The following is a 25,414-nucleotide window of genomic DNA, read 5'->3' as shown; positions in this document are numbered from 1 at the left end:
AAGTGGACCGCGAGAAGAGGACTGCGGGAAGAGGACTGAACGGTGAATGAGGGGAGCGCACCATGAGCATGGCCGTGATCGGCATGATCGCCGGCATGGCACTGGGCTTCGCCGGGTATTTCGGCGGGTTCGGCGCCTTCCTGCTGGTGGCGGCCCTGGGGGCGGTCGGGTTCGTCGTCGGCCGCTTCCTGGAGGGGGACATGGACCTCGGTGACTTCTTCCGTACCCGCGACGACCGGCGGCGGTGACCGGCGTGAGCGGTGGGGCCGGTGAGCTCCTCGGACCCATGGCCGTCGTGGCGCCGGGCGAGCGCGGCGCCACCCGGATCGCCGACCGGGTCGTCGCCAAGGTCGCCGCGCGGGCGGCGCTCGAGGCCGTCGGCCCGCTCCACCCGGACGCTGCGCGCCCGTACGCCACGGTGGACGTCCACCACGACACCGCTCACGTCCGGGTCCATCTAGAACTCGGCTACCCGTGCGATATCGGCTCCCGCTGCGGTCAGGTGCGTCACCAAGTCGTCCAGCGGGTACGGGCGTTGGTGGGCATGTCGGTGCCGGAGGTCGTCGTCCAGGTGGAGCGGCTGCACCTGGCGGCGGAGTACGGCGCGAGGCACGGGAGGACGCGATGAGCGAGCCCCAGGGCTTCGGGACCGGAGAGGGCAGCACCCAGCGCCTGCCGGTCGTGGAACCCGGCACGGAGCCGGGCAGGACTCCGTCGTTGGACAAGCGCGCACCCGGCACCACCGACACCGCCGACACCACCGGTGCGTCCGAAAGCGGACGGGCCGGCCGCTTCTGGTCCGCGCGCCGCGTCCCGGCCGGCATCGTCGCGCTGCTGCTCCTGCTCCTCGCGGGGATCTTCCTCTACGACATCGCCGCCGTGCGGGCCGGCCGGTCCGCCCTCGGCTGGCGCCGCGACCTGGCCCGGCAGCTCGCCGACCGGCCCGTCGACGACACGTGGGCCCTGGTCGGCGCGGGAGTCGCCGCAGCGCTCGGGCTCTGGCTGGTGGTGCTGGCCCTCACCCCCGGTCTGCGCCGACTGCTGCCGATGCGGCGCACCCGCCCGGACGTACGCGCCGGACTGCACCGGAACGCCGCCGCCGAGGTGCTGCGCGACCGCGCCATGGAGGTCTCCGGGGTGCAGTCGGCGCGGGTGCGGATGCGCCGCCGGAAGGCCCGCGTGCGCGCGCTGTCGCACTTCCGGGAACTGGACGACGTACGGGCCGAGGTGGACGGTGCGCTCGACGACGCGGTGCGCGGGCTCGGTCTCGCCCGGCCGCCCGCCGTGTCCCTGCGGGTGGCACGACCCGGACGGAAGGGGTGAGCGCGGTGCTCAGGACCGTGAACAGGGTGCTGGTCGGACTGGCGGGCCTGATCCTGCTCGCCGTCGGCGGCGCGGTGCTCGCCGTGGGCTTCGACGCCCCCGCGCCCTCCTGGTGGGTCCACCAGGGGCCGCACGACGTGCTGCTCAGCAACGCCGAGCGGACCCGGTGGCGGGACGCCGGCTGGTGGTGGCCGGTCGTCATCGCCGCCCTAGCCGTCCTGTTGCTGCTCGCCCTGTGGTGGCTGGTCGCGGTGGTGCGCCGCCGTCGGCTCACCGAGGTGCTCGTCGACACCGGGGACGGCGAGGGAGCCTCGCTGCGCGGCCGGGCCCTGGAGACGGTCCTCGCGCAGGAGGCGGACCGGGTGGACGGGGTCGAGTGGGCGGGCGCCCGGCTCACCGGCCGCCGCGACGCCCCGGCGGCCCGCGTCCGGCTGATCCTGGCCCCTCATGTGGACCCCGGCACCGCCCTGCACGATTTCACCACCCAGGCCCTGACCCACGCCCGGGAATCGGCGAACCTCTCGTCCCTCCCGGCGGAGGTCCACCTCCAGGGCGTCAAGCACCGCGCCGAACGGGTCAGTTGACACGGACCCCGGGCGGCGCGCGGACCCGAGACCGCCCTGGAACCCGTGCCTTTGGAACCCGTGCCCCAGAACCCGTGCCTGCCCTAGAACCCGTGCCGCCCGCCGCCGTCCACCGGAAGCATCACGCCCGTGACGTACGACGCGGCGGGGGACAGCAGGAACGCGGCCGTGCGGCCGAACTCCTCCGGGGTGCCGTAGCGGCGCAGCGGGATGCGCGACTCGACGGCCGTCCTGGTCGCCTCCGGGTCGGCGGACCGCCCGTCCAGCTCGCGCACCCGGTCGGTGTCGACGCGGCCCGGCAGCAGGCCGACGACGCGGATGCCGCGCGGGCCCAGCTCGTCGGCGAGGGACTTGGCGAAGCCGGCCAGTCCGGGCCGCAGCCCGTTGGAGATGGTCAGGCCCGGGATCGGCTCGTGCACCGAGCCCGACAGCACGAAGCCGACGACCCCGCCCTCCTCCAGCTCGGCCGCCGCCGTCCGCGCAAGACGCACCGCGCCGAGGAACACCGACTCGAACGCCGACTGCCACTGCTCGTCCGTGGTGTCGGCGACGAACCCGGGCGGCGGCCCGCCCACACTGATCAGTACGCCGTCGAAGCGGCCGAAGCGCTCACGGGCGGTCGCGATCAGCCGGCCGGCGGCCTCCGGGTCGGCGTTGTCCGCGGCCACGCCCACCACGTCCGGGCCCAGCGCCGCCGCGGCGTCCGTGACGCTCTTCTCGTCCCGCCCCGTGACGACCACCTTCGCCCCGTCGGCGACCAGCTCCCGCGCGGTGGCGTTGCCCAGGCCCCGGGTGGCTCCCGTGACGACGTACACGCGGTCCTTCAGTCCAAGATCCATGGGCCCTATCCTGCCCCCTCGTCCCCGAACAGGGCGAGGGCCGTGTTCACCAGGCCGACGTGACTGAAGGCCTGCGGGAAGTTGCCGAGCTGGCGTCCGGCCACCGGGTCGTACTCCTCCGCCAGCAGCCCCACGTCGTTGGCGAGCCCCACCAGCCGTCCGAACAGTTCCCTGGCCTCCTTCGTCCGGCCGGTCGCGTGCAGTGCGTCGGCGTACCAGAACGAGCACACCAGGAACGTCCCCTCGCCCCCCGGCAGCCCGTCGACCTGCTCGCCCTCGGTGCTGTAGCGGTGCACCAGGCCGTCCCGGGTCAGTTCCGCGCCGATCGCGTCGACCGTGCCGACGACGCGCGGGTCGTCCGGCGGCAGGAAGCCCACGCGCGGGATGAGCAGCAGCGAGGCGTCCAGCTCCCGCGAGCCGTAGGACTGGGTGAAGGTATTGCGCCGCGGGTCGTAGCCCTTCTCGCACACCTCGCGGTGCACCTCGTCGCGCAGTGCGCGCCACCCGTCGAGGTCGCCGCCGCCCAGCTCGGGGTGGTGCTCCAGCGTGCGCACCGCCCGGTCCAGGGCCACCCACGCCATCACCTTCGAGTGCACGAACTGCCGGCGCCCGCCCCGCACCTCCCACAACCCCTCGTCGGGCTCCCGCCACGCCGTGGCCAGGAACTCCATCAGGGCGCACTGCAGCTCCCACATCTGCGGCCGGGGACGCATGCCCGCCAGCCGGGCCAGCGACAGGGAGTCCATGACCTCGCCGTACACATCAAGCTGGAGCTGGTTCACCGCGTCGTTGCCGATGCGTACGGGCGTGGACCCGGCGAAGCCGGACAGCCAGGGCAGCTCGAACTCGGGCAGCCGTCGCTCGCCCGCGACGCCGTACATGATCTGCAGGTCCGCCGGGTTGCCCGCGACCGCGCGCAGCAGCCAGTCGCGCCAGGCCTCGGCCTCCTCCAGATACCCGGCCGACAGCAGGGCGCCCAGGGTCAGGGTGGAGTCGCGCAGCCAGCAGAAGCGGTAGTCCCAGTTGCGCACGCCACCCGGTTCCTCGGGCAGCGAGGTGCTGGGGGCGGCCACGATGCCGCCGGTGGGCTTGTAGGTGAGCGCCTTCAGCGTGATCAGGGAACGGACGACGGCGTCCCGGTACGGACCCTCGTAGCGGCAGCGCGCGGCCCACTGGCGCCAGTCCTCGACACTGTGCTCCAGCGACTCGTACGGGTCGATCAGCGGCGGGCGGGGCTCGTGCGAGGGGTGCCAGGTCAGCACGAACGCGACCTTCTCGCCCGCGGCGACCGTGAACTCCGCGTGCGTCCCGAACTCCTCGCCCCAGCTACGGACCGCGGGCTCGCTGCGCAGCCAGGCCGAGTCCGGCCCGGCGACGGCCACCCGGTGCCCGTCGGACCTGCGCACCCACGGCACGATCGAGCCGTAGTCGAAGCGCAGCCGGAGCACGCTGTGCACGGTGACCTCGCCGCTCAGGCCCTCCACGACGCGTACGAGGTCGGGGGCACGGTCGCGCTGGGGCATCAGGTCGGTGACCCGGACCGAACCCTCCTCGGTCTCCCACTCGGTGTCCAGGACGAGGGTGTCCGGCCGGTAGGCACGCCGCGTGCAGCGTTCGGCACCTTTGGGAGCGATGCGCCAGTGGCCGTTGTCCTCGTCGCCCAGGATTCTGGCGAAGCAGGCGGCCGAGTCGAAGCGGGGCAGGCAGAGCCAGTCCACGGAGCCGTCCGCGGAGACCAGGGCCGCGGTCTGCTGGTCGCCGATGAGCGCGTAGTCCTCGATGTGGGTGTGCACGAGATCTCATCTTCCCGACCGGGGACGGAGCAATCGGATCCGTCCGCGCCGTCCGTGCCGGTCGCTACATCGTCGCGGGTTCCGCCCGCGCCGGTTCCCCTTCCTCGGCGGACTCGGCGGACTCGGCGGACTCGGCGGCCTCCCGGTCGCGCTTCTCGCGGCGGACCAGGAACCACCAGCCGACCGGTACGGCCGCGGCGAACAGCCACCACTGGATGGCGTACGCGAAGTTCAGCGCGGCGTTCTCGTTGTCGGGTGTGCCGATCGGCTCCGGAGTGCTGTTCTTCGGCTCCGGCTCCTTCAGGACGACGTATCCGCCGAGCACCGGGGCGTCCAGGCGCTCGGCCTGCTGCTCGCTGTCGATGAGCATGATCTGCCGGTCCGGCAGGCCCTCGAGATCCTTGATGCCGCTCGCTTCGGTCGTCTCGTCGGGCATCAGCCGCCCGGTGACGGTGATCTCTCCCCGGGGCGGCGCGGGGACCTCGGGGAACGCGGTCTGGCTCTGGCCGTTCGCGGGGACCCAGCCCCGGTTGACCAGCAGGACCTTGCCGTCGTCCAGGACGAACGGGGTCAGCACGTGGTAGCCGATGTTGTCGTCGGAGTCGGTGCGGCGGCGGACGACGACCTCGTGGTCCGTGTCGAAGCGGCCCTTCGCGGTCACGGTGCGGTACCGCTCACGCGTGGTGATCTTCTCGCCCGGAGCGGTCAGCGACTCCACGGTCACCGGCTCCGCGCCGAGCGCCTGCGCGACCAGGTCGTTGCGGGCGGTGCGTTCCTCGTAGCGGTGCATCTGCCAGAAGCCCAGCCGGATCATCGTGGGGATGAGCAGCACGGCCACCAGACTGAGGATCACCCACTGGCGGGACAAGAGGAAGCGGTACACGCGTCGACGGTACCTTGGCCGGGATCGGCCCTCGCGGGGAGGTCCCCGCGACGGCCGAGGCGCTCAGACCTTGTCGACGATGCCGGCCCTCCCTTCGGCGCGGGCACAGTGGGCGCCGCAGTACCAGTGCCCCTCGACCTCGACGCCCTGGCCGATGACCTGCACCCGGCAGTGCTCGCAGATGGGGGCCATCCGGTGGATCGCGCAGGAGAAGCAGTCGAAGACGTGCACCGCTCCCTGGGCGTGGACCTCGAAGGTCATTCCGTAGTTGTTGCCGCAGACTTCACATGTCGCCATGCGCCACAGGGTGGGCCGTCGCCGCGACGCGGGCGAGCGGGCGCCGGGCGAGTCGCCCGGAATCACCCGTCCGTACGGCTCACCCACGACTCACGGCCGGCTCACCCACGACTCACGTACGGCTCGGCTCACGTACGGCTCAGCCGTCCGCGGGCTCGACATCCGCGAGCAGTTGCCCGAACGCCGCCTCGTCCACCACCGGTGTGCCGAACTGACGGGCCTTGACCACCTTCGACGTGCCGGATTCGGGGTCATTGGTGACCAGCAGGCTGGTCAGCCGGGACAGGCTGGTGGCGACGTGCAGCCCCGCGTCGGTCGCGCGGTCCTCCAGCAGGTCGCGCTCGACGGAGGTGTCACCCGAGAAGGCGACCCGCATGCCCTGCTTGAGCCGTTTGCCCTCTTCGTACCGCCCCGGGTTGGGATGGGGGCACGCGGGCCTTTTGCGGGAAGGGCGCCAACTGGTCGGCCGGTAGCCGCCGTAGCCCGCCTGTTGCCCGATCCGGGCCACGGGCCGGTCCGAGAACTCGGTCAGCGGCCGGCACTCGTGCAGCGGCAGCCGCACCTTCCCGGCCGCCGCGGCGAGCAGGCTCGGCCGGAACGCCTCCGCCAGCACCCGCGCGTCGTCCAGCGCGTGGTGCGCCCGCTCCTGTACGACGCCGAAGTGCGCGGCCAGCGACTCCAGCTTGTGGTTGGGCAGCGGCAGGCCCAGCTCCTTGGACAGGGCGATGGTGCACAGCCGTTGACGCACCGGCGCCTCGCGCTTCGCGCGCGCGTACTCGCGGGCGATCATCTGCCAGTCGAAGACGGCGTTGTGCGCGACGAGGACACGCCCGTCGAGCCGGGCGGCGAACTCCTCGGCGACGTCCGGGAAGAGCGGCGCGCCCCGGAGTACGTCGCTCGTCAGACCGTGTATCCACACCGGGCCGGGATCGCGCTGCGGATTGACCAGGGTGTACCAGTGGTCCTCGACCTCGCCGCGGGCGTCCAGTCGGTAGACGGCCGCGGAGATGATGCGGTCGTCGCGGGCCAGGCCGGTGGTCTCCACGTCGACGACCGCGTACCCCTGCGGGTACGCGGCCGGCCACGCCGTGTCGGACGGCGCTGCGGTCGTGGTCGTGCGGTCTTCGAGCATGGTCAATGAGGATACGGGCCGGGACCGACACTCCGGACCCGCAGGGGCCGCGCGGCGCCAAGTTCCCCACCCCGGGGGAGCGTTGCGGCACCCCGGCGCACACTCTGCCGCGCACTCACCAGCGGATCGGTACCGGAAGGGCCGTCAGGAGCCCCGACACCGCGACCACCACTCCCAGGGCGACGACCTCCGCGCGGGCGGGCGAGCAGGCCGACAGCGGGTCGCTCGCGCGGCCCAGCCGGATCCTGGCCCACAGGGCGAGGACGGCGACGGCGGCCACCAGAAGCACCTTGGCGAGCAGCACGCGCCCGTACGCCGTGTCCGTGAGCTGGTCCACGATCGTGCCCGCCGGCATCCGGCGCAGCGCACTGCCCACCCCCGTCGCCGTCAGGACGGCCAGCAGCACGGCCGCCACGCGCGCGTAGAGGCCCAGCAGGGCCGGCCCCGCCTCCGCGCCCCGCCACTGCCGCAGGGTCCGCAGCACGTACAGCAGACCGCCCACCCACAGCGACGCGCACGTCAGATGGACGAGGGTCAGACCGGATCCGAGCAGCGGGCTGTACTCGGTCGTGGGGTGCGCGCGCAGCGCCTCCGCGACGATCACGGCGGCCAGCGGCCAGACCTGGAGCCCGGGCCGGCGCGAGGTGGCGCACAGCCCCGCCGCGAGGAACCCGTTGACCTCGAGGAGCGCGAGCTTGCCGTCACGGGACTCGTAGAGACCGCCGACGTCGATGGCGGCGGCACTGTCCGGCACCAGATTGCCGGTGGCCACGACCGACGCCAGCCCGAGCGCGGCCACGAAACCGGCGGTGGCCGCGTACGGCGACCAGCCGCGGGGCCGCTGTGGGGGAGCGCCGGGGAGCGACCGGGCCAGCCGGTCGACGAGGAGTTCGCCGAGCGGCACGCTCAGCGCGGCGAAGAGCACCGCGCGCAGCAGGGCGATGCCGCCGGTGCCGGGTGCCTCGGCCTCCCCGGTGCCGTGCAGGGCGGGGGACGGGCCGAGTACGGGTATCAGCGCGGCGAGCGCCACCAGCGCGAGTACGGCCACGGTCCGGCCGGTGCCGGAGGGCCGCGCGTGCCGTTCGGCACCGGTGGTCCGGGACGGGGGGCGTATCGAGGTCACCCCAGGATCTTCACCAAGTCCCCAGATCCGGGCAAGCTCGAGCGACGAACCGGGCCGGGCGGCCGGGGTGGCCGCCCGGCCCGCTTCACGCGCGCGTGCTGCTCAGCGGTGGCAGCGGGTCAGCGGGTCAGCGGGTCAGCGGTGTGTGGGCTACCAGGTCACCGCGTCCAGCGCGTCGGTCATGCCCCAGCCGTAGAAGCCGTTGCGGTTCTTCGGGCCCTCGCACACCGCGTCGACCTTGCCGTCGCCGTCGATGTCGTACGGGTTGGCGCATCGCGTGCCGTCGGCCTCGGCGTACAGCAGGGCCTTGACCATGGCGGGGGAGGCGTGCGGGTGCGTCGACTTGATCAGGGCGGCGACGCCCGCGACGTGCGGCGAGGCCATCGACGTACCGGCCATGTAGCCCCACTTGCCGCCGGGCAGCGTGCCCAGGATCAGTCCGCTGGTGGCGGGCGGCTCCGGCGTCTGGTAGGCCGTCGAGTCGCCGCCCGGCGCGGCGATGTCGATGATGCCCCGGCCGTAGTTGGAGAACGACGACTTGAGGCCCTTCGCACCGGTCGCCGCGACCGTCACGACCCCCGGAAGCTGGGTCGGGAGGTCCAGGCACTTCGACGGGTCGACCGTCCGGTCACCGGGCGTGGTGTCGTTCGGCGAGGACGGGTCGGTGATCTCGTCGGAGGTGAGGTCGTAGTTCTCGTTGCCGGCCGCGGCGACGTTGACCGCGCCCTTCCGCTCCGCGTACCGCGTGGCCCGCGAGACGGCCTCGACGAGTGCCTTCTGGTCCGGGTCGTCCTTGCAGTTGAAGTACCACGGGTCGGTGTAATAGCTGTTGTTGGTCACGTCGACGCCGTGCTCGGCCGCCCACACGAAGCCGCAGACCACGGCCTCGGTGTAGAAGAAGCCGTCGGGGTTGCCGACCTTGATGCCGGCCACCTTCACGCCGGGCGCCACGCCGGTCATGCCGATGCCGTTCTTGGCGGCGGCTATCTCCCCGGCCACATGGGTGCCGTGCGGGCTCTCGGCCGCGCTCGGCCGCCAGGCGCCGTCGGTGGTGTCCGGCTTGCCCGCGACGCAGTTGACGGACGCCTCGCGGTCGAAGTTCGGGGCGATGTCCGGGTGGGTGTCGTCGACGCCGGTGTCGAGGACGGCGACGGTCACCTTGCTGCTGCCCAGCGACTTCTCGTGCGCCTTGTCCGCCTTGATGGCGGGCAGGTCCCACTGGAGCGGCTCCAGCGGGTCCTGGCCCTCGTCGGCCTTCGCGTCGGCCTTCGCGGCGGCGAGTTCCTTGCCGCTGAGCACCTTCGGGGCGCCCGTGTCGGTGGTCGCGGCCGAGGGCAGCGGCGCGGTGCGGGTGGCACCGGCCGACTGCACGCCGCGCACCTTGCGGACGGTCTTGGCGAAGTCGGGGTTCGCGGAGTGGACGACGATCACGCCGATCCGGTCGTACGACGTCACGATCGTGCCGCCGGCCTTGGCTATCGCCCGCCGCACGGTGTGCGAAGGGCGGTGTCCCGGGGAGACGTTGACGACGTAGCTGAGCGAGGTCGCGTCCGCCGCGGCCGAGGGGCCCGAGGGGGCGGCCTGGGCCGCGGGTGCCGCGACGGCCGGGGTGCCCGGCAGGAACGCCAGCGACGCGGCCACGGCCAGACCGGCCGGGATCGCGACGGCGCGGCGGTGACGCGGGAGGGGTGCGGTCATGTGCGGTGTCTCCAGTCCGTCGGGAAAGCTCGGGAATCTCGTGCTGCCGGTGCGTGGCAGGGAGGCGGAGGTGCCTGCGGGGCAGGCGGAGGTGCCTGCGCGGCGTCGCTCACCTCGCGGTCCGACCCCTTCACGCCCGGTGCGACCGGCACCGCGAGGGCGAGCCCGCGTCTGGAGCACGGGGTACTCGGGGAACGCAGATGATCCATGGGGTCTCCACATCATCCGGCAAACGGCACCTGCCCGAGACACGGGTGACGGACCGGGCAGGTACATGACGTAGTGGTGCAGGGTGAAGCTATCTCCCGCAGTCGCCGGCCAGCAATGACCCACCGAGGGTGACTTCGGAAAGTGGCACGGGTGTTGAACCGGTCCCCGCGGTGCGCCGTGTCGTTGGACAGGGAGCCCGAGCACGATCAGTTCCCTGCGAGAACAGCGAGGTCCAAGCCGTCATGTCCGTCGTACGAGGAGACTCCGTGGCCACCGACGCACCGCCCCCCTCGAAAGAGGAGCCCCCCTCGAACGGGGAGTCCTCCTCGAATGAGGAACACCGACTCCCCTCCGCCGAGGAGTTCTCCGAAGTGCAGCAGAGCGCCGAGTTCGCCGAACTGCGCCGCTCCTTCCGCTCCTTCGCGTTCCCGCTGACCGTCGCCTTCGTGGCCTGGTACCTGCTGTACGTGCTGCTGTCGAACTACGCCGGCGGCTTCATGGGCACCAAGCTGTTCGGCAACATCAACGTCGCCTTCGTCTTCGGCATCGCCCAGTTCGTCACCACGTTCCTCATCGCCTGGTGGTACTCGCGGCACGCCGCCGCGAAGCTCGACCCCAAGGCCGAGGCCATCAAGTCCCGGATGGAGGGCGGCGCATGAGCCCCGCACAGTCCGTTTTCGCCGCCGAACTCGCCGCCAACGAGGCCAGCGAGCACCGGCCGCTCATCATCACGCTCTTCGCGGTCTTCGTCCTCGCGACGCTCGGCATCACCGTCTGGGCGGGCCGCCAGACCAAGGACGCCGCCGACTTCTACGCGGGCGGCCGCCAGTTCAGCGCCTTCCAGAACGGCCTCGCCGTCTCCGGTGACTACATGTCCGCGGCGTCCTTCCTCGGCATCGCAGGCGCCATCGCCCTCTTCGGCTACGACGGCTTCCTGTACTCCATCGGCTTCCTGGTCGCCTGGCTGGTCGCGCTGCTCCTGGTCGCCGAGCCGCTCCGGAACTCCGGCCGCTACACGATGGGCGACGTCCTCGCGTACCGCATGCGCCAGCGTCCGGTGCGCACCGCCGCCGGCACCTCCACGATCGTCGTCTCGATCTTCTACCTGCTGGCCCAGATGGCGGGCGCGGGCATCCTCGTCTCGCTGCTGCTCGGCATCACCTCCGACGCGGGCAAGATCCTCATCGTCGCCCTCGTCGGCGTGCTGATGATCGTGTACGTCACCATCGGCGGCATGAAGGGCACCACCTGGGTCCAGATGGTCAAGGCCGTGCTGCTGATCAGCGGCACCATCCTGATCACCTTCCTGGTGCTGCTGAAGTTCGACTTCAACATCTCCGACCTGCTCGGCAAGGCCGCCGAGAACAGCGGCGCGGGCAGCTCCTTCCTGGAGCCCGGACTGAAGTACGGCGCGACCGGTACGTCCAAGCTGGACTTCATCTCACTCAGCATCGCCCTCGTACTCGGCACCGCCGGTCTGCCGCACATCCTGATCCGCTTCTACACGGTGCCCAACGCGAAGGCCGCCCGTAAGTCCGTGAACTGGGCGATCGGCATCATCGGCGCCTTCTACCTGATGACCATCGCGCTCGGTTTCGGTGCCGCCGCACTGGTCGGGAAGGACGAGATCATCGCGTCCAACCCGTCCGGCAACACGGCCGCGCCCCTGCTCGCGCTGCACGTGGGCGGCGTCGACTCGGCCTGGGGCGCGATCCTGCTCGCCACGATCTCGGCGGTGGCCTTCGCGACCATCCTCGCCGTGGTCGCGGGCCTCACCCTCGCCTCGTCCTCGTCCTTCGCGCACGACATCTACGCCAACGTCATCCGCAAGGGGCAGGCCACCGAGAAGGAGGAGATGAAGGCGGCCCGCTGGGCGACCGTCTTCATCGGCATCGTCTCCATCGCGCTCGGCGCCCTCGCCCGCGACCTGAACGTGGCGGGCCTGGTCGCCCTGGCCTTCGCGGTCGCCGCGTCCGCAAACCTGCCGACGATCCTCTACAGCCTGTTCTGGAAGAGGTTCACCACCCAGGGCGCCCTTTGGTCGATCTACGGCGGCCTGATCGTCGCCGTCGGCCTGGTGCTGTTCTCGCCCGTCGTCTCCGGCGACCCGAAGGCGATGTTCCCGGACGTCGACTTCGCCTGGTTCCCGCTGCAGAACCCGGGGCTCATCTCGATCCCGTTCGGCTTCCTGATGGGCTGGCTGGGCACGATCCTGTCCAAGGAGAAGCCCGACGAGGCCAAGTACGCGGAGCTGGAGGTCCGGTCCCTGACCGGTACCGGCGCCCACTGAGGCCATCGGGAGACGCGGCCGCTCGTAGATCCCTACGACGCGGCCGCGTCCCGCGTCGTGGGATCGGGCCGCTGTCGATGTCGGACCGGTCACGTAGGCTCGCAGGTATCGGAGGAGAGAAGTGCTCCACCGATCCGCGTCGAGGGAGGGGGCCCACGTGCTCATCGACACCTACGGCCGAGTGGCCACCGACCTGAGGGTCTCGCTCACCGACCGCTGCAATCTGCGCTGCACCTACTGCATGCCCGAAGAGGGCCTGCAGTGGCTGGCCAAGACCGACCTGCTCACGGACGACGAGATCGTCCGCCTCATCGACATCGCGGTCACCTCCCTCGGCATCGAGGAGGTCCGCTTCACCGGCGGGGAGCCGCTGCTGCGCCCCGGACTGGTCGGCATCGTCGAGCGCGTCGCCGCCCTCGCTCCGCGCCCCCAGATGTCCCTCACCACCAACGGCATCGGCCTCAGGCGCACGGCGACCGCCCTGAAGGCGGCGGGCCTGGACCGGGTCAACGTCTCCCTGGACACCCTGCGCCCGGACGTCTTCAAGACCCTCACCCGCAGGGACCGCCACAAGGACGTCCTGGAGGGCCTGGAAGCCGCCCGCGAGGCCGGTCTCACCCCGGTCAAGGTCAACAGCGTCCTGATGCCGGGGCTCAATGACGACGAGGCCCCCGACCTGCTGTCCTGGGCCGTCGAGCACGAGTACGAGCTGCGCTTCATCGAGCAGATGCCCCTGGACGCCCAGCACGGCTGGAAGCGCGAGGGCATGGTCACCGCCGGTGACATCCTGACCTCTCTGCGCACCCGCTTCGAGCTGACCGCCGAAGGCTCCGAGGAGCGCGGCTCGGCCCCCGCCGAACGCTGGCTCGTGGACGGCGGCCCGCACCGCGTCGGCGTCATCGCCTCGGTCACCCGCCCGTTCTGCTCGGCCTGCGACCGCACCCGCCTGACCGCCGACGGCCAGGTCCGCACCTGCCTGTTCGCCACCGAGGAGACCGACCTGCGCGCGGCCCTGCGCTCCGACGCCCCCGACGAGGAGATCGCCCGCGTCTGGCGGCTGGCCATGTGGGGCAAGAAGGCGGGCGCGGGCCTGGACGACCCGACGTTCGTGCAGCCCGACCGGCCGATGTCGGCGATCGGAGGCTAGCCTGCCCGGCGGATCAGGTCTCAGGACCCGCCGGAGCCCTCCGGGGCTTCCCACTCGGCGAGCGGGACCACGTCCTTGAGGAAACCCCGCGCCCCGAGGAACTGGGACAGGTGCTCACGGTGCTCGTCGCACGCGATCCACGTCTTGCGGCGCTCCGGCGTGTGGATCTTCGGGTTGTTCCACGCCAGCACCCACACGGCGGGCGTGCGGCAGCCCTTGGCCGAGCAGATCGGGGAGGTCTCGTCACTCACAGCTTCGTCTCACAGGTCCACGCACAAGGTCCACACACAAGGCGACGCCGAGCAGCCACGGGGGGAGCTGCCCGGCGTCGGTCCGTCGCTCCGACGGGGGATGCGGAGCGCGTACGAAGTATGTCACGGCCCACCCATCGCCCGGCACCGGAACCACACGATTCATCTGAGCATTTCTTCGGCCTGGCGCGGAATCGACGCCCGCCCCGGGCACGCGCCCCAGCGGTCACGGCCGGCCGCGCGACTCACCGGCCGCGTCGGGCGCCGGATCTGCCACGTCGCCCTCCGGGACGGATTCCGCGGCCCCGTCCTCGGCCCGGGGCGGCATGATCATCGGCTTGGTGGGCGCCCTCACGAACGTCGACGGCAAGGATGGCGCGTTCTCACGCCCGGCGTTGGCGATCACGACCGCGATGTAGGGCAGGGCCGCCCCGAGAACCAGGGCCACGATCGCGACGTGCCGTTCCACGTTCCAGAGGCAGACGGCGAGGATCACCGACAGCGTACGGATCGACATCGAGATGATGTACCGGCGCTGCCGCCCGCGCACGTCCTCCTGGAGGCCCGTCCGGGCCCCGGTGATCCGGAACACCTCGGCACTGCCGCCGGCATTCTGCTTCCGCATCTGGTTCCACCATCCGCCCGCATCGGACTTTCCCCGCCGCGCTCGCGTCCGCGGCCGCTCGGGGACTCCGGTCCCGGACAACTCTCCACGGTACGCCGCACCTGCGCCGCTCACGAGAGCGGGTCACCGCCGGTTCGCCCGCTCCGCGTGCGCCGCACCGCGTAGCCGCCAATCCCCCGTTCGGCCGTATCCGGCATGCGCCGTACGCGGTACGGCCGAAGACTGGCGGCAATGCTCGCGTAGAGCCGTACGAGCCGTACGAGGAGGCAGTCATGGGCTGGTTGTGGGCGATCATCGTGGGGTTCGTGCTCGGTCTGATCGCCAAGGCGATCATCCCCGGCAAGCAGCACATGCCGCTGTGGCTGACCACCATCTGCGGCATGATCGGCGCGATCATCGGCAACGCCATCGCCCGCGCGGCAGGCGTCGACGCGACATCCGGCATCGACTGGTGGCGGCACCTGTTCCAGTTGGTGGCGGCGATCATCGTCGTCGGCCTCGGCGACGCGGCCTACACGGCGGTACGCGGCAACAAGCGGCGCGAACGGGCCTGACCCGTCCGGGCCGCCGCCCTGGCACGGCGGGGGCCGCCGCCCGGGTACGGCGAAGGGGCGGACTCCGGCGGCCACCCGGCCCCGGAGACCGCCCCTCGCGCGTGCGCCCGCTCAGGTGCCCGCTCAGGCGCCGGTGACCTCCACCGCGGCCAGGTTCTTCTTGCCGCGGCGCAGCACCAGCCAGCGTCCGTGCAGCAGATCCTCCTTGGCGGGGACGGCATCCTCACCGGTGACCTTGGCGTTGTTCACGTAGGCGCCGCCCTCCTTCACCGTGCGGCGCGCGGCGGACTTGCTGGCCACCAGACCGACCTCGGCGAACAGGTCGACGACCGGGCCCAGCTCCGCGACCTCGACGCGCGACAGCTCGGACAGGGCCGCCGCCAGCGTCCGCTCGTCCAGCTCCGCCAGATCGCCCTGGCCGAAAAGGGCCCTGGACGCGGCGATCACCGCGGCCGTCTGACCGGCGCCGTGCACCAGCGTCGTCAGCTCCTCGGCCAGCGCCCGCTGCGCGGCCCGGGCCTGCGGACGCTCCTCGGTCTGCCGCTCCAGCTCCTCCAGCTCCGCACGGGAGCGGAAGGACAGGATGCGCATGTACGTCGAGATGTCCCGGTCGTCCACGTTCAGCCAGAACTGGTAGAACGCGTACGGCGTCGTCATCTCCGGGTCGAGCCAGACGGCGCCGCCCTCGGTCTTGCCGAACTTGGTGCCGTCCGCCTTGGTCATCAGCGGCGTCGCGTAGGCGTGCACGGACGCGTCGGGCTCCAGCCGGTGCAGCAGGTCGAGCCCGGCCGTGAGGTTGCCCCACTGGTCGCTGCCGCCCTGCTGCATCGTGCAGCCGTACCTCCGGTAGAGCTGGAGGAAGTCCATCGCCTGGAGCAGTTGGTAACTGAACTCCGTGTAGCTGATCCCCTCGGAGGACTCCAGCCGGCGGGCGACGGAGTCCTTGGCCAGCATCTTGTTGACCCGGAAGTGCTTGCCGATGTCCCGCAGGAACTCGATCGCCGACAGGCCCTCGGTCCAGTCGAGGTTGTTGACCATCACCGCGGCGTTCTCGCCCTCGAAGGACAGGAACGGCTCGATCTGGCCGCGCAGCCGCTCGACCCAGCCGGCGACGATCTCCGGCGAGTTCAGCGTGCGCTCCGCGGTCGGACGCGGGTCGCCGATCTGACCCGTGGCCCCGCCGACCAGCGCCAGCGGCCGGTGCCCGGCCTGCTGGAGCCGGCGCACGGTGAGCACCTGCACCAGGTGCCCCACGTGCAGGGACGGCGCGGTCGGGTCGAAACCGCAATAGAACGTGACGGGACCGTCCGCGAGCGCCTTGCGCAAAGCGTCCTCGTCGGTGGACTGGGCGAACAGCCCGCGCCACTTCAGCTCGTCGACGATGTCCGTCACGGTTCTCTTGTCTCCCACATGCTCATGATCTTCGGGCGGTCGGCAGTCGGGTGACGGCCGACTACGAGGTTATACGCCCTGACTGACAGAGCTCATATTGAAATCCGGGACCCGCAGCGCGGGCATCGCGGCCCTGGTGAACCAGTCGCCCCACTCCCTGGGCAGCGTCTTCTCCGTGCGCCCCGCCTCCGCGGCCCGGCCCAGCAGATCCACCGGCGACTCGTTGAACCGGAAGTTGTTCACCTCGCCGACGACCTCGCCGTGCTCGACGAGATAGACGCCGTCCCGGGTCAGCCCGGTCAGCAGCAGCGTCGCCGGGTCGACCTCGCGGATGTACCAGAGGCAGGTCAGCAGCAGCCCCCGCTCGGTAGCGGCCACCATCTCTTCGAGCGAGCGGTCGGGGTCGCCGCCGTCCAGGATCAGGTTGCCGATCGCGGGCGCCACCGGCAGCCCGGTCAGGCCCGCGCTGTGCCGGGTCGTCGTCAGCCGGTGCAGCTCACCCGCGCGGATCCAGTCGGTCGCCGCCACCGGCAGCCCGTTGTCGAACACCGACTGGTCGCCCCCCGAGGAGTGCGCGACCACGAAGGGCGCGCTCTCCAGACCCGGCTCGTGCGGATCACTGCGCAGGGTCAGCGGCAGCTCGCCGAGCCGCTCGCCGACCCGCGTGCCGCCGCCCGGCTCGGAGAACACCGTGCGCCCCTCCACCGCGTCCCGCCCGGAACCCGACCAGTACTGGTAGATCAGCAGGTCCGCGACCGCGGTCGGCGGCAGCAGCGTCTCGTACCGCCCCGCGGGCAGCTCCACCCGCCGCTCGGCCCAGCCCAGGCGTACGGCCAGCTCGGCGTCGAGCGCCGCCGGGTCGACGTCCTTGAAGTCCCGCGTGGCCCGCCCCGCCCACGCGGACCGGGCCCGGTCGGGCGACTTCGCGTTCAGCTCCAGCGTCCCGTTGGGCTGGTCGTGCCGCAGCCTGAGCCCCGTCGACGTGCCCACGTACGTCGACGTCATCTCGTGGTTGGCGAAGCCGTACAGCTCCCGGCCACCCGCACGCGCGCGTGCGAACGCCTCCCCGAGGGCCGGCGCGAAGTCGGCGAACACGGCCGACGACGTCTCGGCGGGCGCGTCGGTGAAGTCGGGCGCGGCCGGCCCGCCCGTGACCAGCGGCTGCGCGTCCTCGGCCGGTCCGGCACCCCGCGCGGCGGCCTCCGCCGCACGCACCAGAGGCTCCAGTTCGTCCACGGTCACGGCCGAGCGCGACACGACCCCGGACGCCGTGCCGTCCCGCCCGTCGACGGTGGCGACAACCGTCAGCGTGCGCCCGCGCGTAACGCCGTTGGTGGTGAGCGCGTTGCCCGCCCAGCGCAGGTTGGCGGTGGACTCCTCGTCGGCGATGACGACGCACCCGTCCGCCCGGGACAGCTCCAGCGCCCGCTCGACGATCTCGTGCGGCTTGTTCGTACCGGCGCTCATCGACCCGCCTCCTGGGTGGTGTTCAAGATGTTGACGCCCTTGAAGAGGGCGGACGGGCAGCCGTGCGACACCGCCGCGACCTGCCCCGGCTGCGCCTTGCCGCAGTTGAAGGCGCCGCCCAGGACGTACGTCTGCGGGCCGCCGACGGCCGCCATGGACCCCCAGAAGTCGGTGGTCGTCGCCTGGTACGCCACGTCCCGGAGCTGACCGGCGAGCCGCCCGTTCTCGATCCGGAAGAACCGCTGACCGGTGAACTGGAAGTTGTAGCGCTGCATGTCAATGCTCCAGGACCGGTCCCCGACGACGTAGATCCCGCGATCGACACCCCCGATCAGGTCCTCGGTCGACAGCCCGCCCGGATCCGGCCGCAGCGAGACGTTGGCCATCCGCTGCACCGGCACGTGGGCGGGGGAGTCGGCGTAGGCGCACCCGTTGGACCGCTCGAACCCGGTGAGCCTCGCGATCCGCCGGTCGAGCTGGTAGCCCACCAGCGTGCCGTCCTTCACCAGGTCCCAGGACTGGCCTGCGACGCCCTCGTCGTCGTACCCGACGGTCGCCAGCCCGTGCTCGGCCGTGCGGTCGCCGGTGACGTTCATCAGCTCCGAGCCGTAGCGCAGCTTGCCGAGCCGGTCGAAGGTGGCGAAGGAGGTCCCGGCGTAGGCGGCCTCGTAGCCGAGGGCCCGGTCCAGCTCGGTCGCGTGCCCGATGGACTCGTGGATGGTCAGCCACAGGTTCGACGGGTCCACGACCAGGTCGTACAGCCCCGCCTCGACGCTCGGTGCCCGCATCTTCTCGGCGAGCAGCTCCGGGATCTCGGCCAGCTCGGCCTCCCAGTCCCAGCCGGTCCCGGTCAGGTACTCCCAGCCACGCCCGGCGGGCGGCGCGAGCGTGCGCATGGAGTCGAACTCGCCGCTGGAGTCGTCCACGGACACGGCGGTGAGCACCGGGTGCAGCCGCACCCGCTGCTGCGTGGTCGTGGTCCCGGCGGTGTCCGCGTAGAACTTGTTCTCGTGCACGGTGAGCAGCGAGGCGTCCACGTGATCGACCCCGGCGGCCGCCAGCAGCCGCGCGCTCCAGTCGGCCAGCAGGGCCGACTTCTCCCCGTCGGGCACGGTGAAGGGATCGGTCTCGTACGCCGAGACCCACGTCCGGTCGGCGTGCACCGGCTCGGCGGCGAGCTCCACCCTCTCGTCCGACCCGGCGGTCCTGATCACCTGCGCGGACAGCTTCGCCATCGCCACCGCCTGCGAGGCGACCTTGGCGGCGGCGTCCAGGGTGAGATCGACGCCGGACGCGAAACCCCACGTACCGCCGTGCACCACCCGCACCGCGTACCCGAGGTCGGTGGTGTCCGAGGACCCGGCGGGCCTGGCGTCCCTGAGCCGCCAGGACGCGTTGCGCACCCGCTCAAGGCGGAAGTCCGCGTGCTCCGCACCGAGCGCACGCGCGCGGGCGAGGGCGGCGTCGGCGAGGGCGCGTAGGGGGAGTGCCGTGAAGGCTTCGTCGATGCTGTGAGGCACGGGGGGAGATCCCTTCGGGCGCTTGCCTGTGGTGACCGTCGGAGGCAGTGAACCATGTCTCACTCGCCCGGGCTCACTGAAAAGGTGATGCCTGCGGACGGGCGACCAGCGGCGGAAGCGGGCTCCCGCCCCTTACGGGGGAGTAGCACAAGCGGGCACAGATCAACGGGCGGGCACGGGATCTGCTTCCGTGCCCGCCCGTGAACGTCTTGTACGGCGCGAAGTCAGCCGTCCAGAGACGAGTCCGCCGCCAGCGCCATAAGCGCCGTCCAAGCGGTCGGCGTGACGACGAGCGGACGGATGCGCGTGTCCTTCGAGTCGCGGATGTGGACCGCCGCGGGGCGCACGGCGACCTCGACGCAGTTGTCCCCATCTCCGCCGCTGTAGCTGCTCTTGAACCAGTGCAGCTCAGTGGTGGTGCTCATAGCGCTCCTCGCATCCGTTCCAGCAGGTTCACCGTAGCCCGGCAGTCCAGGGCTTGGGAACGCAGCTTGCCATAGCGCTGATGGAGGACACTCACCTCGCCGGGATCAGCAATCAGGCTGCTCGACCTATGCCCCTCGGTGTAACCGAACCATTGGTGTCCCGGTGTCTCGGCCATGTAGAGCTGACCGTCCACTCCGCAGTGGTCCTGCTGGTGGAGGGGCATGATCTGGATCTCGACGTTGGTGCGGTCGCCCATGTTCAGGAGGTGGTCGATGACGGCCCCGGTGACCGACGCGCCGCCGAGCCCACGCTCCAGGATGGCCTGCTCGATGATGAACGTGAAGGCGGTGTTCGGCCGCTCCGTCACCAATGTCTGGCGCTCAAGGCGTGCGGCCACCTTGTGGTCGATCTGCTCCTCGGTGTGCGGCGGAAGTTGGCGTGTGAACACTGCCCTGGCGTATTCCTCGGGCTGCAACAACCCCGGAACCGCCCGGCACTCATACGCGTACAAGGAGATTGCCTCCTCCTCGATCCCCGCCCACTGCCGGAACCACGACGCCAGCCCCGCCCTCCGCGTCAGGCTCCTCGCTGCCGCCGTGAGGACCTTGACCGCGACCGCCCCCAGCACCTCCTCCGCCCGCGCGGGCAAATCCCCCGGAGGGAACCGCTTCCCCTGCTCGATCTTGGCCACGTACGCCGCCGAGTACCGCACCCGCAGCGCGAACTCCTCCTGGGTCACCCTGGCTTCCTCGCGCAGGGCCTTGAGGACCGCGCCGAAGGTCTTGAGACTGTCGGAGAGCTCCGCCTCCGTACCGTTCGCGTTGTTGCTACTGCCGCCGCCCCCGCCGTGATCCGCCCTCATCGCCTTGTGCCTCCCGTGTCCGCGTGTCCGCGCCTCACTCATCTCAACCCCGCCCGGCCCACCCAGGGTCACGGGGAGTTACCAACCCAGTCCAGAGCGTGCACCCATACAGCCACGCCTGTATGGGTGTCGTCCCTGTTGGAAGCCGAGAGCGGGTCGGAACGCTGGGTGCATGCCAGCACACACCTGGTGGCGCAGGGGAAGATCAAGTTGAAGCCGGTCACGGCCGCCGACCGGCACAGCATGCCGCACTACGAGGTGGCGGAGGACGTCGATCCGCTGGCGCTGTTGCTCGCCGAGCGCGAAGAGGACGAGCGTTGATCTACATGGATACGTCCGCGCTGGTCACGTGGATGACGCGCCGGGATCACTGGGGCGACTTGGACGCCTTCCTCCAGCAGCGGGCCACGGAGCCGCTCGCCACCAGCACGCTCGGTTTCGCGGAGACCGTACGGACGCTGGATCTCGTGGGGCACTTTCCGAAGGCGATGGATGATCTGGACGTCCGCATCACCGAGATCCTCCTCACCCGAGAGGTGCGTGACGGTGCGGCGCTGCTGGTCGGGCGGCTGAGGACACTGGACGCGATCCACGTGGCCGGCGCACTGTCGCTGCGGGACGACCTGACGGCCCTGGTGACCTACGACCGCCGAATGCTGGAGACGGCTCGTGCGGAAGGCCTGCCCGCCCACGCGCCCGGTATCGAGGGCTGAAGCCCTGCGCGGTTCTGTAGGGACCCGACAGTCAGCTCCGTAAGCCACTGTGGGCGCCCGAGTCTTCGCCGACGGGCGGGGACCGATAGATTTTCGAGGAAGCCGCCTGTCATAACCGCCTGTCATCCGGGTGTTCGGGCGGACAACAGACCGCTAGGGAAAGGGTGATCCGTTGAGCCGCTCGGTTCTCGTCACCGGAGGCAACCGGGGCATCGGCCTCGCCATCGCCCGCGCATTCACCGACGCCGGCGACAAGGTCGCGATCACGTACCGCTCGGGTGAGCCGCCCACGGGCTTCCTCGCCGTCAAGTGCGACATCACCGACACTGAGCAGGTGGAGCAGGCCTACAAGGAGATCGAGGAAGCACACGGTCCCGTCGAGGTCCTGATCGCCAACGCCGGCGTCAACAAGGACCAGTTGCTGATGCGGATGTCGGAGGAGGACTTCACGTCCGTCATCGACACCAACCTCACCGGCACCTTCCGCGTCGTCAAGCGCGCGAACCGCGCCATGCTCCGCGCCAAGAAGGGCCGCGTCGTCCTCATCTCCTCGGTGGTCGGTCTCCTCGGGTCCGCGGGGCAGGCGAACTACGCCGCCTCCAAGGCCGCGCTGGTCGGCTTCGCGCGCTCCCTCGCCCGTGAGCTGGGCTCGCGCAACATCACCTTCAACGTCGTCGCGCCCGGCTTCGTCGACACCGACATGACCAGGGAGCTCACCGAGGAGCAGCAGGCGAAGATCCTCGCCCAGGTGCCGCTCGCCCGGTACGCGCGGACCGAGGAGATCGCCGCGACGGTGCGGTTCCTTGCCTCGGACGACGCCTCGTACATCACTGGAGCCGTCATCCCCGTTGACGGCGGACTGGGAATGGGTCACTGATCACCATGAGCGGAATTCTCGAGGGCAAGCGCGTCCTGATCACCGGTGTGCTGACGGAGGCGTCCATCGCCTTCCACGCCGCCAAGCTGGCCCAGGAGCAGGGTGCCGAGGTCATCCTGACCGCGTTCCCGCGGCCCACCCTGACCGAGCGCATCGCCAAGAAGCTGCCCAAGCCCACCAAGGTCATCGAGCTGGACGTCACCAACGACGAGCACCTCGGCCGGCTCGCCGACGTCGTCGGCGAGGAGCTGGGCGGCCTCGACGGCGTCGTGCACTCCATCGGCTTCGCGCCGCAGGACGCGCTCGGCGGCAACTTCCTCAACACGCCGTTCGAGTCCGTCGCCACCGCGATGCACGTCTCGGCGTTCTCCCTGAAGTCGCTGACCACGGCCTGCCTGCCGCTGATGCAGAACGGCGGCTCCGTCGTCGGCCTCACCTTCGACGCGCAGTACGCCTGGCCGCAGTACGACTGGATGGGCCCGGCCAAGGCCGCGCTGGAGGCCACCAGCCGCTACATGGCCCGTGACCTGGGCAAGCAGAACATCCGCTGCAACCTGGTCTCGGCGGGCCCGCTCGGCTCCATGGCCGCCAAGTCCATCCCGGGCTTCAGTGACCTGGCCGCCGTGTGGGACAGCCGCTCCCCGCTGGAGTGGGACCTCAAGGACCCCGAGCCGGCCGGCCGCGGCATCGTCGCGCTGTTGAGCGACTGGTTCCCCAAGACCACGGGCGAGATCGTCCACGTCGACGGCGGTCTGCACGCCATCGGCGCCTGAACGACGATCGCCTTCGCGGGCCCGCATCCCTTTTCGGGGTGCGAGCCCGCGGCATGCACCCGTTCGGCTCACCCGTTCGGCTCAGCCGGCCGGGCGGTGGGGCGGGCGGCGGCGCATGCTGAGGTGCGTGCTCCATGCACGCTTTCCCTCCCAGTGCGGCCGAGGAGGTCCCCTCGTGCGTCCACTCGCCCGCCTGGCCTCAGCGACCCTCGCCCTCGGCTGCGTGCTGATCCTGCCGTACGAAGCGATGTCCCACGCGCGCGTGCCCGCCGGGGACACCGCGTCGGCACAGCCCTTCGGTGCCGAGTGCCGGGTCCGCGTCGACGGCTCCGATGTGACCGCGTACTGCCACAACCCGTACCCGGAGACCGACCACGTGCGCCTGCACGTCGAGTGCGCGCGCTGGTGGGACCTCGACAGCGACGGTCCGGCGGTCGAGGCCGGGCCCGCGCAGACCGTACGTCTGGACGGCCGGTGCTGGAAGGCGGTCGGGTCGGCGTGGGTCAGCCACCGGAGGGCCGGCTGACCCGCCCGGGGCGGCACAGGAACGGGTAGCCCGCGGCCTCCGTCCCCGCCGTTTCGGCGTCCCCCGCGCGGATCGCGTCGACCAGCCGGGTGTGGTCCATGTGGGTCTCGGGCGTCAGCTCGCTGCCGACGTCCCCGCGCAGCCAGTCCCGCATCACCTCGCCCAGGTCCGCGTACATCGCGGTCATCACGTCGTTGTGCGAGGCGGCCACGACGGCCAGGTGGAAGGTCGCGTCCGCCGTCACGAAGGCCTCCGTGTCGCCCGTCTCCCAGGCCTCCTCGCGGCGCACCATCAGCGTGTCCAACTGCTTGAGGTCCTTCTCCGTGCGCCGCTCGGCGGCCAGCCGGGCGGCGGCCGACTCCAGCGTGGAACGCAGCTCGGCGACGTGCCGGCGGTCGGCGTCGGCGAAGCGGCGCTGCATCACGCCCGCCAGCTCGCTGGTCGCCACGACGTACGTGCCCGAGCCCTGGCGGATGTCCAGCAGGCCGTTGTGGGCCAGCGCGCGGACCGCCTCACGGACCGTGTTCCGGGCGACGCCGAGCTGCTCGACCAGTTCGGGCTCGGTGGGGATACGGGAGCCGACCGGCCACTCGCCCGAGGCGATCTGCTGTCGCAACGCCGCGATGACCTGCTCGGACAGTGCCGAACGACGGGGATGGCTCAGGGGCATGGCTCACCTTCGTACGCGAGTGGACAACGCGAGTGGACAATCAATCATCCCATGATTCTATGATGGGTCTCATGGCTAGTGACGAAACCCGGACGGAGACACGTACGGAGACGAGTGCGGAGACGCGTACGGACGGCAGCGGGATGCGCGAGACACCCGGCGAGGCGTCCGGCACGCGCGCGTGGACGACGTGGACCACCCGCCTGCTCCTCCTCGGGATCGTCCTCGCCGCGCTCAACCTGCGCCCCGCCATCACCAGCCTGGGCGCCCTCCTGGAAGAGGTCCGCGACGGGCTCGGCATGAGCGGCAGTGTCGCCGGACTGCTCACCTCCGTGCCCCCGCTCTGCTTCGCCGTCTTCGGGGTCACCGCCCCCCGGCTGGCCCGCCGCTTCGGACCCGGCGCGGTGGTCTGCGCGGGCATGGTCGCCATCACCACCGGCCTGCTGATACGCCCGTACGCCGGCGGTACCGCCGGCTTCCTGGCCGCCACCGCCCTCGCGCTGATGGGCATCGCGGTCAGCAACGTCCTGATGCCGGTCATCGTCAAGCGCTACTTCCCCGACCGGGTCGGCTCCATGACCGGCCTGTACTCGATGGCCCTCGCCTTCGGCACCTCCATCGCCGCCGCGGCGACCGTGCCCGTGACCAACGCGCTGGGCGGCCACTGGCAGCCGGGCCTCGCGGTCTGGGCCGTACTGCCCGCCGTGGCCATCGTGTCGTGGATCCCCTTCGTGCGGGACCGGAAGGCGCCGTCCACGCCGTCGCCGCGGCAGGAGACCGGGCAGAGCGGGCAGACCGCCGAACAGCCCCCGCTGCGGATCACCCGCAGCCGTACGGCCTGGGCGCTCGCCGTCTTCTTCGGCCTCCAGGCCACCGCCGCGTACATCACGATGGGGTGGATGGCGCAGATCTTCCGCGACTCGGGCGTGTCCGCCGGCACCGCCGGACTGCTGCTCGCCGTCATCATGGTGATGGGCGTACCCCTCGCCTTCGTCATCCCGCGGGTGGCGACCCGCCTGCCGCACCAGGGCCCGATCGTGCTGGTCCTGGGCGTGTGCGGGCTCGCCGGATACGCCGGTCTGTACTTCGCCCCCGTCGGCGGCGCCTGGGCCTGGGCCCTGCTGCTCGGCGTCTCCAACTGCGCCTTCCCGCTCGCGCTGACCATGGTCGGGATGCGGGCCAAGACGGGAGCGGGCGTCGCCCAGTTGTCCGCCTTCGCACAGAGCACCGGCTACCTGATCTCCATCCCGGGCCCGCTGCTGGTGGGCGTGCTCTACCAGCACAGCGGCGGCTGGGGCCTGCCGATCGCACTGATGAGCGCGCTGATGGTGCCGCAGATGGTGGTCGGCTTCATGGCGGGGCGCGATCGCACGGTCGAGGAGGAGGCGGCCCGCTGACCCCCCGGTCGGTGGCCCGCCGGACCCGGCCCGGGCGACGGA

At 71.5% G+C, this 25,414-nt stretch carries 29 protein-coding genes; 14 read left to right on the top strand and 15 right to left on the bottom strand.

What is annotated here, in order from left to right; all coding sequences use genetic code 11:
- Positions 1–62 precede the first annotated feature (62 nt).
- Genes KUM40_RS03630 through amaP form a run of 4 tightly spaced genes read left to right on the top strand, consistent with a single transcriptional unit; the run spans position 63 to position 1,907 of the window.
- Positions 63–248, top strand: coding sequence for a hypothetical protein (locus KUM40_RS03630; protein ID WP_217162732.1), 186 nt, complete (start codon positions 63–65; stop codon positions 246–248).
- Positions 245–628 carry a hypothetical protein gene (locus tag KUM40_RS03625; protein WP_217162730.1) on the top strand — a complete coding sequence of 128 codons (384 nt, stop codon included), beginning with the start codon at positions 245–247 and terminating at the stop codon, positions 626–628. The genes KUM40_RS03630 and KUM40_RS03625 overlap by 4 nt, the downstream gene beginning before the upstream one ends.
- Positions 625–1,323, top strand: coding sequence for a DUF6286 domain-containing protein (locus tag KUM40_RS03620; RefSeq protein WP_217162728.1), 699 nt, complete (start codon positions 625–627; stop codon positions 1,321–1,323). Before KUM40_RS03625 ends, KUM40_RS03620 begins: the two co-directional genes overlap by 4 nt.
- Complete coding sequence (gene amaP, locus KUM40_RS03615) at positions 1,320–1,907, top strand: alkaline shock response membrane anchor protein AmaP (RefSeq protein WP_217162726.1); 588 nt, start codon at positions 1,320–1,322, stop codon at positions 1,905–1,907. The genes KUM40_RS03620 and amaP overlap by 4 nt, the downstream gene beginning before the upstream one ends.
- 83 nt (positions 1,908–1,990) lie before the next feature.
- On the opposite strand, the gene KUM40_RS03610 is transcribed toward amaP, so the two are convergent.
- The 7 genes from KUM40_RS03610 to KUM40_RS03580 all read right to left on the bottom strand — a co-directional run bounded on the left by KUM40_RS03610 (position 1,991) and on the right by KUM40_RS03580 (position 9,672).
- Positions 1,991–2,746, bottom strand: coding sequence for an SDR family oxidoreductase (locus tag KUM40_RS03610; RefSeq protein ID WP_217162724.1), 756 nt, complete (start codon positions 2,744–2,746; stop codon positions 1,991–1,993).
- 5 nt (positions 2,747–2,751) lie between these two features.
- Positions 2,752–4,539: a glycoside hydrolase family 15 protein gene (locus KUM40_RS03605; protein ID WP_217162722.1), complete on the bottom strand. Its 1,788-nt coding sequence runs from the start codon at positions 4,537–4,539 to the stop codon at positions 2,752–2,754.
- A 64-nt stretch (positions 4,540–4,603) separates the two neighbouring features.
- On the bottom strand, positions 4,604–5,422 hold the full coding sequence (locus KUM40_RS03600) for an SURF1 family protein (protein ID WP_217162720.1): 819 nt from the start codon (positions 5,420–5,422) through the stop codon (positions 4,604–4,606).
- 63 nt (positions 5,423–5,485) lie between these two features.
- Positions 5,486–5,719, bottom strand: a complete 234-nt coding sequence (locus tag KUM40_RS03595) for a hypothetical protein (protein ID WP_217162718.1) — start codon at positions 5,717–5,719, stop codon at positions 5,486–5,488.
- A gap of 139 nt (positions 5,720–5,858) precedes the next feature.
- On the bottom strand, positions 5,859–6,851 hold the full coding sequence (locus KUM40_RS03590; RefSeq protein ID WP_217162716.1) for a DEDDh family exonuclease: 993 nt from the start codon (positions 6,849–6,851) through the stop codon (positions 5,859–5,861).
- A gap of 115 nt (positions 6,852–6,966) precedes the next feature.
- Positions 6,967–7,974, bottom strand: coding sequence for a CopD family protein (locus tag KUM40_RS03585; protein WP_217162714.1), 1,008 nt, complete (start codon positions 7,972–7,974; stop codon positions 6,967–6,969).
- 150 nt (positions 7,975–8,124) lie between these two features.
- A complete protein-coding gene (locus KUM40_RS03580) occupies positions 8,125–9,672 on the bottom strand; it encodes a S8 family serine peptidase (protein ID WP_217162712.1) in 1,548 nt (515 codons plus the stop codon).
- 476 nt (positions 9,673–10,148) lie between these two features.
- On the opposite strand from KUM40_RS03580, the gene KUM40_RS03575 reads away from it, so the two are divergent.
- From KUM40_RS03575 to moaA, 3 genes are all read left to right on the top strand, one after another.
- Positions 10,149–10,541: a DUF485 domain-containing protein gene (locus tag KUM40_RS03575; RefSeq protein WP_217162710.1), complete on the top strand. Its 393-nt coding sequence runs from the start codon at positions 10,149–10,151 to the stop codon at positions 10,539–10,541.
- Entirely contained in the window at positions 10,538–12,172 is a 1,635-nt protein-coding gene (locus KUM40_RS03570; RefSeq protein ID WP_217162708.1) for a cation acetate symporter, read from the top strand. The genes KUM40_RS03575 and KUM40_RS03570 overlap by 4 nt, the downstream gene beginning before the upstream one ends.
- A 157-nt stretch (positions 12,173–12,329) precedes the next feature.
- Positions 12,330–13,319 (top strand): GTP 3',8-cyclase MoaA, encoded by a 990-nt coding sequence (gene moaA, locus KUM40_RS03565; RefSeq protein WP_217162706.1) that lies wholly within the window; start codon positions 12,330–12,332, stop codon positions 13,317–13,319.
- 20 nt (positions 13,320–13,339) lie between these two features.
- On the opposite strand, the gene KUM40_RS03560 is transcribed toward moaA, so the two are convergent.
- Both KUM40_RS03560 and KUM40_RS03555 read right to left on the bottom strand, forming a co-directional pair.
- Complete coding sequence (locus tag KUM40_RS03560; RefSeq protein WP_217162703.1) at positions 13,340–13,570, bottom strand: hypothetical protein; 231 nt, start codon at positions 13,568–13,570, stop codon at positions 13,340–13,342.
- A gap of 226 nt (positions 13,571–13,796) precedes the next feature.
- Complete coding sequence (locus KUM40_RS03555) at positions 13,797–14,195, bottom strand: DUF3099 domain-containing protein (protein WP_217162701.1); 399 nt, start codon at positions 14,193–14,195, stop codon at positions 13,797–13,799.
- Between the two features lie 272 nt (positions 14,196–14,467).
- Between KUM40_RS03555 and KUM40_RS03550 the strand changes: the two genes are divergently transcribed.
- Positions 14,468–14,749: a GlsB/YeaQ/YmgE family stress response membrane protein gene (locus tag KUM40_RS03550; protein ID WP_217162699.1), complete on the top strand. Its 282-nt coding sequence runs from the start codon at positions 14,468–14,470 to the stop codon at positions 14,747–14,749.
- Between the two features lie 123 nt (positions 14,750–14,872).
- On the opposite strand, the gene tyrS is transcribed toward KUM40_RS03550, so the two are convergent.
- The 5 genes from tyrS to KUM40_RS03525 form a co-directional block, all read right to left on the bottom strand.
- Positions 14,873–16,141 (bottom strand): tyrosine--tRNA ligase, encoded by a 1,269-nt coding sequence (tyrS, locus tag KUM40_RS03545; protein WP_217162868.1) that lies wholly within the window; start codon positions 16,139–16,141, stop codon positions 14,873–14,875.
- A 69-nt stretch (positions 16,142–16,210) separates the two neighbouring features.
- Positions 16,211–17,608, bottom strand: a complete 1,398-nt coding sequence (locus KUM40_RS03540; RefSeq protein ID WP_217162697.1) for a metallopeptidase TldD-related protein — start codon at positions 17,606–17,608, stop codon at positions 16,211–16,213.
- Positions 17,605–19,128 (bottom strand): TldD/PmbA family protein, encoded by a 1,524-nt coding sequence (locus KUM40_RS03535; protein ID WP_217162695.1) that lies wholly within the window; start codon positions 19,126–19,128, stop codon positions 17,605–17,607. The genes KUM40_RS03540 and KUM40_RS03535 overlap by 4 nt, the downstream gene beginning before the upstream one ends.
- A 224-nt stretch (positions 19,129–19,352) precedes the next feature.
- Complete coding sequence (locus KUM40_RS03530) at positions 19,353–19,553, bottom strand: DUF397 domain-containing protein (protein ID WP_217162693.1); 201 nt, start codon at positions 19,551–19,553, stop codon at positions 19,353–19,355.
- Complete coding sequence (locus tag KUM40_RS03525; RefSeq protein WP_217162691.1) at positions 19,550–20,416, bottom strand: helix-turn-helix transcriptional regulator; 867 nt, start codon at positions 20,414–20,416, stop codon at positions 19,550–19,552. Before KUM40_RS03525 ends, KUM40_RS03530 begins: the two co-directional genes overlap by 4 nt.
- 168 nt (positions 20,417–20,584) lie before the next feature.
- Here KUM40_RS03525 and KUM40_RS03520 point away from each other — a divergent pair, with 168 nt between their 5' ends.
- From KUM40_RS03520 to KUM40_RS03500, 5 genes are all read left to right on the top strand, one after another.
- Positions 20,585–20,737 (top strand): hypothetical protein, encoded by a 153-nt coding sequence (locus KUM40_RS03520; protein WP_217162883.1) that lies wholly within the window; start codon positions 20,585–20,587, stop codon positions 20,735–20,737.
- 5 nt (positions 20,738–20,742) lie between these two features.
- The gene (locus KUM40_RS03515; RefSeq protein WP_254394508.1) at positions 20,743–21,129 is read left to right on the top strand and encodes a PIN domain-containing protein; all 387 of its coding nucleotides are present in this window, start codon (positions 20,743–20,745) and stop codon (positions 21,127–21,129) included.
- A 172-nt stretch (positions 21,130–21,301) separates the two neighbouring features.
- Entirely contained in the window at positions 21,302–22,006 is a 705-nt protein-coding gene (gene fabG, locus KUM40_RS03510; protein WP_217162687.1) for a 3-oxoacyl-[acyl-carrier-protein] reductase, read from the top strand.
- Between the two features lie 5 nt (positions 22,007–22,011).
- Positions 22,012–22,779 carry an enoyl-ACP reductase FabI gene (fabI, locus tag KUM40_RS03505; RefSeq protein ID WP_217162685.1) on the top strand — a complete coding sequence of 256 codons (768 nt, stop codon included), beginning with the start codon at positions 22,012–22,014 and terminating at the stop codon, positions 22,777–22,779.
- A gap of 175 nt (positions 22,780–22,954) precedes the next feature.
- Complete coding sequence (locus tag KUM40_RS03500) at positions 22,955–23,305, top strand: hypothetical protein (RefSeq protein ID WP_217162682.1); 351 nt, start codon at positions 22,955–22,957, stop codon at positions 23,303–23,305.
- Here the strand turns inward: KUM40_RS03500 and KUM40_RS03495 are convergent.
- A complete protein-coding gene (locus KUM40_RS03495; RefSeq protein WP_217162681.1) occupies positions 23,283–23,975 on the bottom strand; it encodes a FadR/GntR family transcriptional regulator in 693 nt (230 codons plus the stop codon). The genes KUM40_RS03500 and KUM40_RS03495 overlap by 23 nt on opposite strands.
- A 143-nt stretch (positions 23,976–24,118) precedes the next feature.
- On the opposite strand from KUM40_RS03495, the gene KUM40_RS03490 reads away from it, so the two are divergent.
- Positions 24,119–25,372: a CynX/NimT family MFS transporter gene (locus KUM40_RS03490; RefSeq protein WP_374227338.1), complete on the top strand. Its 1,254-nt coding sequence runs from the start codon at positions 24,119–24,121 to the stop codon at positions 25,370–25,372.
- Positions 25,373–25,414 lie beyond the last annotated feature (42 nt).

The organism is Streptomyces sp. AC512_CC834, from assembly GCF_019049325.1.
Classification (GTDB): Bacteria; Actinomycetota; Actinomycetes; order Streptomycetales; family Streptomycetaceae; genus Streptomyces.
This window is presented reverse-complemented; position numbering and strand designations above follow the sequence as displayed.